Annotated in this window: 9 protein-coding genes; all 9 read right to left on the reverse strand. The window is 44.7% G+C overall.

What is annotated here, in order from left to right; all coding sequences use genetic code 11:
- Positions 1-101: 101 nt before the first annotated feature.
- Complete coding sequence (gene ftsZ, locus F0364_RS06835; protein WP_153797022.1) at positions 102-1922, reverse strand: cell division protein FtsZ; 1821 nt, start codon at positions 1920-1922, stop codon at positions 102-104.
- Between the two features lie 130 nt (positions 1923-2052).
- Complete coding sequence (gene ftsA, locus F0364_RS06840) at positions 2053-3432, reverse strand: cell division protein FtsA (protein ID WP_153797023.1); 1380 nt, start codon at positions 3430-3432, stop codon at positions 2053-2055.
- A gap of 47 nt (positions 3433-3479) precedes the next feature.
- A complete protein-coding gene (locus F0364_RS06845; RefSeq protein ID WP_153797024.1) occupies positions 3480-4532 on the reverse strand; it encodes a cell division protein FtsQ/DivIB in 1053 nt (350 codons plus the stop codon).
- A gap of 131 nt (positions 4533-4663) precedes the next feature.
- Positions 4664-6064, reverse strand: a complete 1401-nt coding sequence (gene murC, locus F0364_RS06850) for a UDP-N-acetylmuramate--L-alanine ligase (protein ID WP_153797025.1) — start codon at positions 6062-6064, stop codon at positions 4664-4666.
- Between the two features lie 12 nt (positions 6065-6076).
- A complete protein-coding gene (gene murG, locus F0364_RS06855) occupies positions 6077-7225 on the reverse strand; it encodes an undecaprenyldiphospho-muramoylpentapeptide beta-N-acetylglucosaminyltransferase (RefSeq protein WP_153797026.1) in 1149 nt (382 codons plus the stop codon).
- Positions 7226-7483: 258 nt separating this feature from the next.
- Positions 7484-8764 carry an FtsW/RodA/SpoVE family cell cycle protein gene (locus F0364_RS06860; protein WP_153797027.1) on the reverse strand — a complete coding sequence of 427 codons (1281 nt, stop codon included), beginning with the start codon at positions 8762-8764 and terminating at the stop codon, positions 7484-7486.
- A gap of 59 nt (positions 8765-8823) precedes the next feature.
- A complete protein-coding gene (gene murD, locus F0364_RS06865) occupies positions 8824-10197 on the reverse strand; it encodes a UDP-N-acetylmuramoyl-L-alanine--D-glutamate ligase (protein WP_153797028.1) in 1374 nt (457 codons plus the stop codon).
- Between the two features lie 158 nt (positions 10198-10355).
- Positions 10356-11675 carry a phospho-N-acetylmuramoyl-pentapeptide-transferase gene (gene mraY, locus F0364_RS06870; protein WP_153797029.1) on the reverse strand — a complete coding sequence of 440 codons (1320 nt, stop codon included), beginning with the start codon at positions 11673-11675 and terminating at the stop codon, positions 10356-10358.
- A gap of 136 nt (positions 11676-11811) precedes the next feature.
- Positions 11812-13329 (reverse strand): UDP-N-acetylmuramoyl-L-alanyl-D-glutamate--2,6-diaminopimelate ligase, encoded by a 1518-nt coding sequence (locus F0364_RS06875; RefSeq protein WP_153797030.1) that lies wholly within the window; start codon positions 13327-13329, stop codon positions 11812-11814.
- Positions 13330-13424 lie beyond the last annotated feature (95 nt).

The raw sequence follows: 13424 nt of genomic DNA on the forward strand, positions 1-13424 counted from the left end.
GTGGCAGAAACCGAGGTAACAGAGGTGGCGGGAACAAAAAATCCCCCCGGTTTACACCGGAGGGACAACAACTAAAAACACAATTGAGAAGCCAGGAATCATTAGTCGGGTTTCTTGCCGTCTAAGAAAGTATTGATAGTAGATATCTGCGTTTTATCGTTTTCATCTTTCTTTACCGCATACTTGCTGTAGTAGTTTTCTACCGAGGTAAGTGTATTACCGAACAACTCCATGTTGCGGCGTACATAAGCCGGCACATTATCAAACTCGGTATTCATATCCGAACTGCCCATGTTGAAAGACAGGTTGCGCAGCTTTTGAATACGCTCTGCCGCACGGCGCTTTTGATCTTCTTCTTCGTCCATTTCGTTAACAATGCTGCCAACAGGTGCGCTGTTTACTGCATTGTCTTCCTTTATTACAAACCCAAACTGCACTTCGTCTTCCGCAGGCTCCTGTTTTGCTACAGGCGCCGGCTGCGTAAACCTTGGCTCTGGCTTTACTTCCTCCTTAGGCTGCTCTGCAGGCGGCTGGGGAACAGAAGCGTAAATGTTGGAAGGCCGGTTAAGGTAGCTGTTAACCGCACTGCCGTTATCCGTTGGCTTTTCTGTGTACTGCATCTGCACCAACGGGTTCTCAGCCACCGGTGCAGGCTCTTCTTTCTTCACTTCGGTAATCTCAGGTGAAAGCTCCAGCCTGATGGTTTGCGGCTCATCATTTTGCTGTGGTACGGAAAGAGGTTCTTCATACAATTTGGCAGGCACAATTACCTTTTCGCCCGTTGTTTCCATCAACTTTGGAGCGAATGGGTCTTTATCTTCAAATGACAATGTTTGCTGCTGCGGCGCCTGGTACATTTTCTTCTCGTCGCCTTCAACACCCAGTGTCATCATAATTTTTTCGGGCTTTGGCTCAGCCTTTTTTTCGGCAACCTGCTCTCTTTTAGCAAAGGGGTCTTTATGTTCAAAACCTGTTGCTATAAGCGTAATGCCAATCTTTTTATCCAGGGAGTTGTCGTACCCCATACCTACAATCACATCGGTATGCTCGCCCGCCTGCTGGCGCATGTAATCGTTAATAATCTCCAGTTCATCCATCGTGCATTCAAACTCGCCTTCGGCACTGTTGATGTTAATAAGTATCCATTTAGCGCCGCGGATATCGTTGTCGTTCAGTAGCGGAGAGTTTAATGCTTCTTCAATAGCCTGCTGCGCCCTGTCTTCACCTTCTACAGCGGCGCTGCCCAATATGGCCACACCGCCGTTTTTCATAACGGTGCATACGTCTGCAAAGTCAACAATAATATGGCCGCGGCTGTTGATGATATCGGTAATACATTTGGCGGCTGTAGCTAATACATCATCGGCTTTGCCGAAGGCTTCCTTCATTTTAAGGTTACCGTACTGCATGCGCAGCTTATCGTTGCTGATAACAAGCAGTGTATCCACATAGGGCTCCAGTTGCTTGATACCAAGCTCTGCCTGCTGCCTGCGGCGCGGGCCTTCAAAACCAAATGGCGTAGTTACAATACCCACGGTAAGTATGCCGAGGTCTCTGCAGATCTTCGCAATGATAGGAGCGCCGCCGGTGCCGGTACCGCCCCCCATGCCTGCGCAGATAAAAGCCATCTTGGTGTTTACCTCCAGTATGCGCTTTATTTCTTCCAGCGATTCTTCTGTGGCCTGCTTGCCAACTTCCGGGTTAGCGCCTGCGCCAAGACCTTGTGTAAGATGCGGCCCAAGCTGTATTTTATTGTGCACGGTGCTCTGTTCAAGCGCCTTGGCATCTGTGTTACAAATAATAAAATCTACACCTTCAATATTTTCCGCGAACATGTAGTTTACCGCATTGCTTCCGCCACCTCCTACACCAAGAACCTTAATGATGGATGACTTTTGTTTCGGCAGATCAAAGTGTATCATAACTGTTATTTTTTAAATTTAGATGGGTTAGTTAGTATGTAAGTTGCCGGTGGCAGGTTTCAGGTAGCTGGTGTAAAAAACCGGAATTTGTAATTTATCCAACCAGTTACCAGCATCCTGCAACCTGTATTTATTTAATCTCCATATCTCCTTCTTCCTTAAACAAATCAATGATGCTGTCTTTAAATTTGTCCCAGAAGCTGTTAAGGCCTTTGCGTTTTTTTATATCAACCCCGTTTTCCTTTTCTTTAGTTATTTCGGGTTGCACCGCATCGCCTTTTTTAAGGTTATCCGGTACAGCCACTACTTTGGTAAAGCGGTTGTTAAACTCTTTATTGTGGTGTTCATAATCACTATAGCCTTTTAATATTAAACCAATACAGGTGGCATACATGGGTTTCTTCAGCTCATCTATATGGTTGGCGGCCAGGTGCTCGTTGGGGTAACCTATTCTTGCATTTAAACCTGTTGTATACTCGGTTAGCTGAATTAAATGCTTTAGCTGCGAGCCGCCCCCGGTTAAAATGATACCACCATTTAAAACACGTGGATCAAGGCCTACCTGCTTCAGGTGATAGGTAACAAAGTCCAGTATCTCATTCATCCGGGCCTGTATAATGCCTGCCAGGTTTTTAACGCTTATTTCTTTAGCCGGCATACCCTTTATACCTGGTATGGTAATGTAGGCATTGGCTTTTGCGGCATCGGCCAGCGCACCGCCAAACTGTACTTTCATAGCCTCCGCCTGCTGCTTTAAAACGCCAAGGCCCATGCGTATATCGTTGGTAATATTTTCGCCACCAAAGGGTATTACAGCGGTATGCTTAAGGATACCATCATAAAACACAGCTAGGTCGCTGGTGCCGCCGCCGATATCCAGTATGGCTACGCCGGCCTCCATATCAATATCGCTCATAACTGCCGATGCTGAAGCCAGTGGCTGCAACACAAGGTCTTTTGTTTTAAGGCCGCTGCGTTCAACAGAACGGTTGATATTGCGTATGGCATTTCTGTCGCCGGTAATAATGTGGAAGTTTGCACCAACTTTCACGCCATTATAGCCAATTGCATCCTTAATGTTCTGATAGTTATCCACATGAAAATCCTGTGGTATCACATCTATGATCTGGTCGCCGGCGGGAATAAAAGTCTTGCGCTGGTTTTCTATCAGTTGTTCCACTTCCCAGCGTTCAATTTCTATTTCCGGGTTTTGGCGCACTATGTCGCCACGTGTTTGCAGGCTTTTAATGTGGTGGCCCGCCACGCCTACATACACTTCAGAAATTTCGAGGTCGGGGTTACTTTCAGCACAGTTTACCAGCGCCTGCTGAATGGCTTTGATGGTCTGGTCAATATTGAGTACCTGTCCATGCTGCACGCCATTGCTGTTGGCACGGCCAAAGCCAAGAATCTCCAGCTTTCCGTACTCATTTTTTCGCCCTGCAATGGCGGCGATTTTCGTTGTACCAATATCAAGACCCACAATGATGGGCGCTTCAATCGGGTTCATAGATGTGTATTTTAGTTGTTGATGTTGTTTCTGTTTAGTGCATTGTATTAATAGTGCCGCTGCAACACAGCCTTAGGCTTCCTGCTCTTACTGTTGTTCACCGTTTTTTTTACTGTCTTCTTTTTTACAACAGGCGCTTTTGCTTTTAGTACAGGTTTCGGTTTTACCTGGGGCCTGTTCATTATTTTCGCCGGCAATACTTTTTTTACCGACGTATCTTTTACCACATTCAGCAGTTTTGCATCCATACCTACGCTGGTATCACGCATCATGGTATTCATTTGCCGCAGGCTGCTGCTTAACTGCTGCATGGCTTTGGCAGAATCCAGGTAAGGCTTTGCCGCCCCCCTTCTTGATGCCACTACCTGGCCATCGTACTGCACATCAATGCGTTCATATTTTTCAAACCCTGCCTTTGCCCAAACCTGCCTGTAAAAGCTGTACAGCCGGTTAAACTTATCTGCCAGGTTGCTGGTATCGCCCAATGTAATAACCTGGTTACCCAGCACAGGAACTATTTCATAAGTATGCTGCGGTGTAAGGTCAACCTGTGCCACCTGCTGCAGCCAAAAGCTATCCCGTTGTATGTGTTGCGCTATGTACTTTATTTCAGCTAACACCACGCTATCCGGGGCCGATAGTTTTTTGTTATCCGAGGGATAAGAAGTAAATACCGGCACCCTTGCACTAAGGTTATCACTCAACGGTAAACGTTTACCGCTGCTATCTATGTAAAAAGAGTTACCGCTGATGGTGAAAATCCTCGCCATCGGTTCACGTTCCTGTATATCTACATGCAGTATGCTGTTGTTATCAAAGAACAAATCCGCATCCCGTATCCAGCCATTCATTTTTAATCCATCTTCTAAGTGGCGTGTATCAATCCTGAACAACTCTGTTCCCTTTTTTACCCCCATCTTGTTGAGAAAATCAATAATGTCTTTCTCATCCACAAACACATGTTGCTCCGCACCTTCTATTTCTACCTTTATATCGCTTACCGTTTTTATCTCCTTCTTATGCATGGCAGAAACCAGCAGCACAATTGTTGCTGACCCTAACAATACCCAAAGGGTTAATATGATTCGTTTCTTCCACATTTTAGTTACAGGTTGCCGGTTGCTGGTAGCCGGTTGGATGAATGTTATTCTTGTGACGCCGCCTTCGACAAGCTCAGGCTGACAACATTAAGCAAACAGCATTGATTTTATTACTCCCTACTCGCCACTCACTATTCACCACTCACTACCTCTTTCACCCTTCCCACCAATGCATCTATATCCCCTGCCCCGCACATTACCAACAGCTTAGGCTTATTTAATTTTACCCAATTTATCATTGCCTCTTTAGAAAGCACCTGCCTTTGCGGCAGTTGCATGTTATTGAGGATAAGGTCGCTGGTTACACCTTCCACGGGTAATTCCCTTGCCGGGTATATGGGCAGCAGTATCACTTCATCCGCCATATCCAGGCTTTCGGCAAATTCCTTATGCAGGTCGTTAGTGCGGCTAAACAAATGCGGCTGGAACACCACCGTACATTTTTCCTCAGCGAACAAACTACGTACACCACTTATCAACGCCTTCAGTTCTTCAGGATGGTGTGCATAATCATCAATCAACACTTTTCCATCACTGGTCTTTAATACGTATTCAAACCTTCTCCTTACGCCCTTAAACGAGGCGACAGCGGCTTTTATCTTTTTATCTTCAATGCCCAGGTATTTAGCTACCGTTATGGCGGCAAGGCTGTTCTCAATATTGTGCAACCCACCCATGTGCAGCAATACATCTTTCAACTGCCAATCTTTACCCACTACATTAAACCTGTAAGAACCATTTTCCACTTTCACATCAGCCGTATGCACGTCCGCATTGGTATCGTACAAGCTGTAGGTGAAATGGTTAGCGGCCTTTAATTCCGCACTTCTTTTTAAACCATACTTAGTGACCAGGCAACCACCCGGTTTTACTTTTTGGGAGAATTGCACAAAAGCATTTTCCACTTCCTCAGCCGTGCCATAAATATCCAGGTGGTCGGGATCCATGGCCGTTACTACAGCTACATCAGGCACCAGTTTCAAAAAGCTCCTGTCGTATTCATCCGCTTCAACCACTACCACATTTCTTTCGCTGCTCCAGAAGTTAGTACTATAGTTAGCGGATATACCTCCAAGAAAGGCATTGCAACCATAACCGGTATCACGCAGTAAGTGTGCTACCATAGTGGTTATGGTTGTTTTGCCATGTGTTCCCCCCACACATATGTTAAAAGAACTTTCAGTAAGCCATTGCAATACATCGCTGCGCTTTACAACTTCATAACCGTTTTCACGATAATAAACCAGCTCTTTCTGCTCTTTGGGAATAGCCGGTGTGTACACTATCACATCCACCTCTTTCGGAATCAACTCCACATCTTCATGATAGTGAATGGTAATACCACTTTTTTCAAGCTCCCCTGTAAGCGGTGTTGGTGTTCTGTCATAGCCGCTTACCTGCGCTCCCTTAGCATGAAAGTATCTTGCAAGCGCACTCATACCTATGCCCCCTATACCTATAAAATAAATTACAACCCCACCCCCTGAAGGGGAGTTTTGTAACAGCTTTATTTTTTTTGCAGCATCACTCATTCATAGTATTCTTTATTGAACAGAAACAAGTATCTCCCTTGCTATTTTTATATCGGCATCGGTTATTGCCAATTGTGCAATGTTCTTTTTTAGTTTTTCCTGCAGGCTGGCACTCTTTGCCAGCGTAATTATTTCAGGAAATAATTTTGCATGCGCTTCACTATCCTTAACCATTACTGCCGCATCTTTTTCAACCAAATGCCGGGCATTCACTGTTTGATGGTCTTCAGCGGCATGCGGATAAGGAACGAATACCACCGGCTTTTTTACCACACATAATTCCGTTACAGCCATTGCCCCCGCCCTTGATATCACTACATCAGCCGCGGCATAGGCTTTGTCCATTTCAACAATAAACTCACCCACCCAAACATTCTCCAGTGGTTTACCTCTTTCCTTATAAACATCCGCATGGGTTTTGCCCGTTTGCCAGATAAGCTGCAAATCCAGCGGCGCCAAGTCCAGTATGTGGGCCAGTATAACTTCATTAATACTTTTTGCGCCCAGGCTGCCGCCTACTACCAGGATGGTTACTTTATCTTCTTTTAAATCAAAGAACCGGAGTGCCTCTTCCCTGGATACCGTTGAAGCGGCAATATTTTTTCTAACAGGGTTGCCGGTAACTACTATTTTGTCTGCCGGAAAAAACTTTTCCATGCCATCACCAGCTACAAATACCCTGGTAGCTTTCTTGCCAAGCATTATATTAGCTTTGCCGGCAAATGAATTGCTTTCATGTATAAAAGTTGGTATCCCCCGGCTTTGTGCATACTTGAGCACGGGAAAGCTTGAATAGCCACCTACTCCTATTACCGCGACTGGCTTAAACTCGTTCACAATCTGCCTTACCTGGTAAAAGCTTTTGATGAGCTTAAAAGGCAGCGAAATATTCTTTATCAAAGAACTGCGGTTGAAGCCTGCTATATCCAATCCTTTTATGTTATACCCGGCCTGCGGCACTTTTTCCATTTCCATTTTGCCCTTTGCGCCAACAAACAATATTTCTGCCTGCGGTTGTAATTGTTTTAATGCGTTGGCTATGGCAATGGCAGGGAATATGTGCCCGCCGGTACCGCCACCGGCTATGATGAATTTACCGCCCACCCCCCTGAAGGGGGAGTTAGCAACATCTTCGTTATTCGCATCATCCGTTATGTTCATTGCCTGTTGTTAAACCTGCTTTTGTTAATAGCGATACAATTTTCCCCTTCTGCTAATATGCCGCTTTAAGAATCTCCTCAACGACAGGATGCTGTATCAATGTTTCTGGCGCCGGAGGCGGAAGAAACAAAAGCTATCCTGCGGGAAAAGCCGCGTAGCGAACAAACCGTACAAGAGTGCGACGCAACGGGGCCTCATAGTAGTTCGCTCTGCCGGGCCCATAATTTTCTTCTTTATCCTGCTTACACAACTTTCTGACTACGTGGCCGATTGACTATTGACTGCTTCTTCTTTCTTCCCTTCCATTTGCTCCAGGTTTCTTGCCACACTTAATATGATACCGATGGACGCACAGGTAAACAAGAAAGAACTGCCACCCATACTTACCAACGGAAGTGTTACACCGGTTACCGGCACCAGGTTTACATTTACCGCCATATTTGCAACGGCCTGTATTACCAGCGTGAAACTTAATGCCAGTGCGAGAAAAGCGCCAAAGGCATAAGGGCAACGCCGGAATATACGGATGCACCTGAACAGAAAAATCATATAAATGAATATGATGAATGCACCGCCCAGCAAACCATACTCTTCAATGATGATGGCATAGATAAAGTCGTTATACGCCTGCGGCAAATAGTTACGCTGCAAACTGTTGCCGGGCCCTTTGCCGTATAAAATGCCGCCGTTGGCTATGGCTATTTTTGCCTGTTGCACCTGGTAAGGCACTTCTGCCTCGGATGCATATATATAATCCTGCACACGTTTTACCCATGTACCAAAGCGGCCGAATGAATGCAACCCTTCTACCACCGCGGATTTTTTATTAGTTGTTTTTTTACTGCTGTGTGTTGCTACCGCTACGCTGATGATGATTAACACCGGTATTAACGCCACACCAATTACCAGTGATATATGTTTAAAACTCACACGGCCTATAAACAGCAACAGCAATGATGTAGCGCCTGTTAACAATGCGTTGGACAGGTTGGCCGGCATAATTAATGCGCAGGTTAAACCAACGGGTATAATGATGGGCAGAAAGCCCTGTTTAAAATCTTTTATCACATCCTGCTTGCGGCTTAGCTGGCGGGATATATACATAAACAGGGCCAGCTTTGCAAAGTCGCTGGTTTGTATGGTTAAGTTGATAACCGGCAGTTTTATCCAGCGGCTGCCCTCGTTTATTTCCGCGCCAAAAAACAATGTATAAAACAACAACGGCACTGAGATTAGATACAATACCAGCGACACCCTGGAATACAACGTATAATTAACGCGGTGCAAAAAGTAAATGCCTGTTAAGCCGATTGCAATGAATGATAACTGCTTGAAGAGATATACTTCTGTATTGCCCCTGTATAATTTGTATGCCAAAGAACCTGTTGCGCTGTACACAACGAGCAGCGATGTAAGCGCCAGCAATATCGCGGTGCCCCAGATGTATTTATCGCCATTTGTTTTAGGCAATAGCTTGGCACCTGCGCCTTCTGCCGGCGCAAACTGTGAGAATAATTTATCTGCGGCTTCATTAAACATTTATCCAAATACGAGGTAAGAAGTACGAAGTACTTTATACAACACTTTTTAATTTACAATCAGAGTTCTTTTACTGCATTCTTAAACTGCGTGCCCCTGTCTTCATAATTCTTAAACAGGTCAAAGCTTGAACATGCCGGGCTAAGCAATACCACATCGCCTTTTTCTGCAAGCCTGTAACTGGCATTAACAGCTTCCTGTGCACTTTTGGTATCTACCATTACCGGTACAAACGGTTCAAGTGCATGATGTATTTTCTCGTTGTCCAAACCCATGCAAACAATGGCTTTTACTTTTTCTGTTACCAGCTCTTCCAGTATGGTATAGTCGTTGCCTTTGTCAACGCCCCCAAGTATCAGCACTACCGGTTGCTTCATACTTTCCAGCGCATACCAGGTACTGTTTACATTGGTTGCCTTGCTGTCGTTAATATATTCAACACCCTTTACCGTTGCTACATGTTCCATACGGTGCTCCAGGCTTTCAAAAGTTGTCATGGAGTCTCTTATCTTTTCCTTCCTTATGTCAAGCACGGAGCCTGCTATTCCTGCTGCCATGGTGTTGTATTGATTGTGTTTGCCCTTCAGCACAAAATCGTTAACATTCATTGTAACACGTTCATCCTGGTCTTTAGCTCTTAATACCATCCTGTCTCCTTTAATGTAAGCGCCTGTTTGTACTTCGTGTGTCATAGAAAATGGCAATGGGTTAGTTGTAAGTGATATGGTTTTTATATGGTTCGTGATTACCTCATCATCATCGTTGTAGATGAAATAATCTCCCGGCTGTTGGTTCTCTATTATCCTGAATTTGCTGTTGATGTAGTTCTGAAACTTATAATCGTACCTGTCTAAATGGTCTTCTGTAATGTTCAGCAGCAAAGCAATATCAGGCCTGAATTCTTTAATGTCATCTAACTGAAAAGAACTTATTTCCGCTACATACAAAGGCTTCGGATTTTCAGCCACCTGCTTAGCGAATGAATATCCTATGTTACCCACCAGCGCACAATCCAAACCCGCCTGTTTACACATATGATAAATGAGAGACGTTGTAGTACTCTTGCCATTACTGCCCGTTATTGCAACAATCCTGCTATCGCCCTTAAAACGGTAAGCCAGTTCTATTTCACTAATCACCGGTATCCCCTTTGCCCTTATCTTCTTTACCAGTTCATTCTTATCAGGTATTCCGGGGCTTTTTACCACTTCATCCGCTGCAAGTATTTTTTGTTCAGTATGGCCGTTTTCTTCAAACGCAATTCCATTATCAATGAGCTCTTTTTTGTAATTGTTTTTTATAGGGCCACCATCACTCACAAACACTTCATATCCTTTTTGCTTTCCCAGTAATGCTGCACCAACCCCACTCTCGCCACTGCCCAGTATTACCAGGTTATGCCCGTTTTTACTATCAGATGTATGTTCATTCATTTTTTCTTTTTTATGGGCCCAGCAGGACGAACTACTATAAGGCTTCTCTTGCGTCGCACTCTTGTACGTTCTGTTGTTTGTTCAGCATTGTGCAACAGGTTTATTATTCCTTTTCATCCTTCCCGCTATAACACTTTTCAGCATCCTGCAACCAGCCACTACCTTATCTTCAGTGTTATTATAGAGAATAAAACACATAGTATCGTAATTATCCAGAAGCGCACTGCTATCTTACTTTCATGAAATCCTTTTTTCTGGTAATGGTGGTGCAGCGGGCTCATCAAAAACACCCTTCGGCCTTCACCATACTTTTTCTTTGTGTATTTGAAATAGCTTACCTGTATAATCACACTTAAGTTTTCTACCAGGAACACCAGGCAAAAAATAGGTATCAGCAATTCTTTCCTGATAATTATAGCCAGCGAAGCAATAATACCGCCTAATGCAAGGCTGCCCGTATCGCCCATAAACACCTGGGCCGGAAAAGCATTGTACCATAGAAAGCCCACACACCCACCAACGAATGCCGCGATAAAAATGGATAGCTCGCCAAGATTGGGTATGTACATTACGTTCAGGTAATCCGCGAAACGATAGTTGCCACTTACATAAGCAAATACAAGTATGCCGGCTCCTATGAATGCACTAACACCGGCCGCCAACCCATCTAACCCATCCGTAAGGTTTGCCCCATTTGATACCGCGGTTATGATGAACGTTACAATGATGATGTAAATAATCCAGGTGTATTGCTCGGCTCCGGTACCAATCCAGCTTATCAGCTTACTGTAATTAAACTCGTGGTTCTTAACAAAAGGAATTGTTGTAATGGGCGTTCTTACCTTAACGAACCTTCTCTCTACACCATCTATTTTTCTCACCACAATATTGCTGTCCCGTCCCAGCCTTTCACCTGGCTGCATTACCTGTTCAATTGTTTCGCCCGGGTTCACCAGTTCTCTCTCAACCAACACGTTGTTGTTAAAATAGAGTGTAGCGCCTATGATGATACCCAACCCTATCTGCCCTATTATCTTGGTAACACCTGCCAAACCATCGCTGTCTTTTTTCTGGTATTTCTCCCCCTTTTCCTGAGCCTTCTTTCTTGCCTTCAGTTTAAAATAATCATCCAGGAAGCCAATTACACCTAGCCAAACCGTACACAATAACATCAGTCTTATGTATACTTTGCTTAAATCAGCAAACAATAGTGTAGGTATCAGTATTGCCAGCAGGATGATGATACCGCCCATGGTGGGTGTTCCTTTTTTTGATTGCTCGCCTGCAAGCCCAAGGTCACGCACGGTTTCGCCTATCTGCCTTTTCTTTAACAGGTTTATCACACGCCTTCCATATACAGTAGCAATAAGCAGAGACAACAGGATGGCCAAAACAATTCTGAACGTGATAAACTGGAATAATCCAGCCCCGCTCAAATTGAATTCCTGTTTTAGATAATTAAATAAACTGTATAGCATAGTTGGTTTGTGAGTGGTGAGTGGGCAGTAGTGAGTGGGGACAAATCCATTCAATTACCTTCATCACTTACCACGGCTCTATAAGATCTTATTAACTTTCATTAACGTTTCTAACTCAGTTTTCACTTTTTTCTGCTCACTTTCCTAACAACTCAAACATTTCCTTCAGCACTGCCTTATCATCGAAGGGATGCTTAACCCCTTTTATCTCCTGGTATTTTTCATGGCCTTTGCCTGCCACCAGTATGATGTCTTCTTCATTGGCCAGGCTTACCGCTGTTTTAATCGCCTCCCGCCTGTCAACAATTGAGATGGCTTTTCTTTTACCAGCGCTATTTAGGCCAGCTTCCATTTCTGTAATAATGGCCTGCGGGTCTTCGCTCCTGGGGTTATCACTGGTTAGTATCACCCTGTCGCTAAGATCTGCGGCGGCTTGCGCCATAATGGGACGTTTGGTCTTATCCCTGTCGCCACCGCAACCCACTACGGTTATTACCTTCTCATAGCCCTTACGCAGTTTTTTAATGGTGGCCAGTACGTTATCCAGCGCATCTGGTGTGTGGGCATAGTCTATAATACCAATGATCTTGTTATAACTGATGATATAATCAAACCTTCCCTCGGCGCCCCTTGAAAGGCTTAATATCCGCAGTACTTCTTCCGCATTTTCGCCCAGGCAAACCGCGGCTCCGTAAACAGCCAGCAGGTTATACGCATTAAACTCTCCAATCAACCTGAAATGCACTTCACGGTCGTTTATCGTCATCAGCAAGCCGGTAAGCGCATTCTCCAATATTTTACCTTTAAACTCTGCTACATTCTTCAGGCTGTAGAAATACTTTTTTGCAACAGTATTCTGCAGCATTACGGCGCCGCGCTTGTCATCCGCATTGGAAATGGCGAATGCATCGCTGCTCAAATTGTCAAAGAAGCTTTTCTTAACCCGTATATATTCATCAAATGTTTTGTGATAATCCAGGTGGTCGTGTGTTATGTTGCTGAACAGCGCACCGGCAAAATGCAGCCCCGTTATGCGGTGCTGGTGTATGGCATGGCTGCTGCATTCCATAAACACGTGTGTACAACCGCCATCCAGCATGCGCTTTAGCAAAGCATTGAGGCTAATGGCATCTGGCGTGGTATGCGTGGAAGGCACTATCTCCGCACCTATATGGTTCTGCACCGTACTTATCAAACCGCACTTGTAGCCCAACTCTGTAAAAAGATTGTACAACACTGTGGCAATGGTTGTTTTTCCGTTGGTACCGGTAACACCCACGAGCTTAAGTTTTACAGAAGGCTCATTATAAAAGTTGTGCGCCATATAAGCAACAGCCTCGTGTGTGTTGGCTACCTGTATATATGTGATGCCTTCTTTTACTGAGGAAGGCATAGCTTCTACCACTACAGCAACAGCGCCATCTTCAACCGCTTTTTCAATGAACTGGTGACCGTCTGATTTTTCGCCCCGTATGGCCACAAATACAGCCCCGGCTTTAACCTTCCTTGAATCAATCTGAATATCGTTAACAGCTATTCCTGTTGAGCCATTTACAGACAGAAGCCGGACCTTATACAATATGTCCTGTAATGTTTTATCCCCAGCCCCTAAAGGAGAGTTAACCGTTCCGCTATCCTCGTTAGTACCTGCCATTTATAATGATATTGTCAATTCAAATTGTAATACATGCTTTACCAACCAGTTAATGTGCTGCGCAGCGAACAAGCCGTACAAGAGTGCGACGCAAT

This window comes from Foetidibacter luteolus, assembly GCF_009650435.1.
Lineage (GTDB): Bacteria > Bacteroidota > Bacteroidia > Chitinophagales > Chitinophagaceae > Foetidibacter > Foetidibacter luteolus.

What these genes read in the sequence shown, in the direction of transcription:
- ftsZ (WP_153797022.1), bottom strand. Translation starts at nt 1,922, where the DNA reads ATGATACACTTTGATCTGCCGAAACAAAAGTCATCCATCATTAAGGTT.
- ftsA (WP_153797023.1), bottom strand. Translation starts at nt 3,432, where the DNA reads ATGAACCCGATTGAAGCGCCCATCATTGTGGGTCTTGATATTGGTACA.
- F0364_RS06845 (WP_153797024.1), bottom strand. Translation starts at nt 4,532, where the DNA reads ATGTGGAAGAAACGAATCATATTAACCCTTTGGGTATTGTTAGGGTCA.
- murC (WP_153797025.1), bottom strand. Translation starts at nt 6,064, where the DNA reads ATGAGTGATGCTGCAAAAAAAATAAAGCTGTTACAAAACTCCCCTTCA.
- murG (WP_153797026.1), bottom strand. Translation starts at nt 7,225, where the DNA reads ATGAACATAACGGATGATGCGAATAACGAAGATGTTGCTAACTCCCCC.
- F0364_RS06860 (WP_153797027.1), bottom strand. Translation starts at nt 8,764, where the DNA reads ATGTTTAATGAAGCCGCAGATAAATTATTCTCACAGTTTGCGCCGGCA.
- murD (WP_153797028.1), bottom strand. Translation starts at nt 10,197, where the DNA reads ATGAATGAACATACATCTGATAGTAAAAACGGGCATAACCTGGTAATA.
- mraY (WP_153797029.1), bottom strand. Translation starts at nt 11,675, where the DNA reads ATGCTATACAGTTTATTTAATTATCTAAAACAGGAATTCAATTTGAGC.
- F0364_RS06875 (WP_153797030.1), bottom strand. Translation starts at nt 13,329, where the DNA reads ATGGCAGGTACTAACGAGGATAGCGGAACGGTTAACTCTCCTTTAGGG.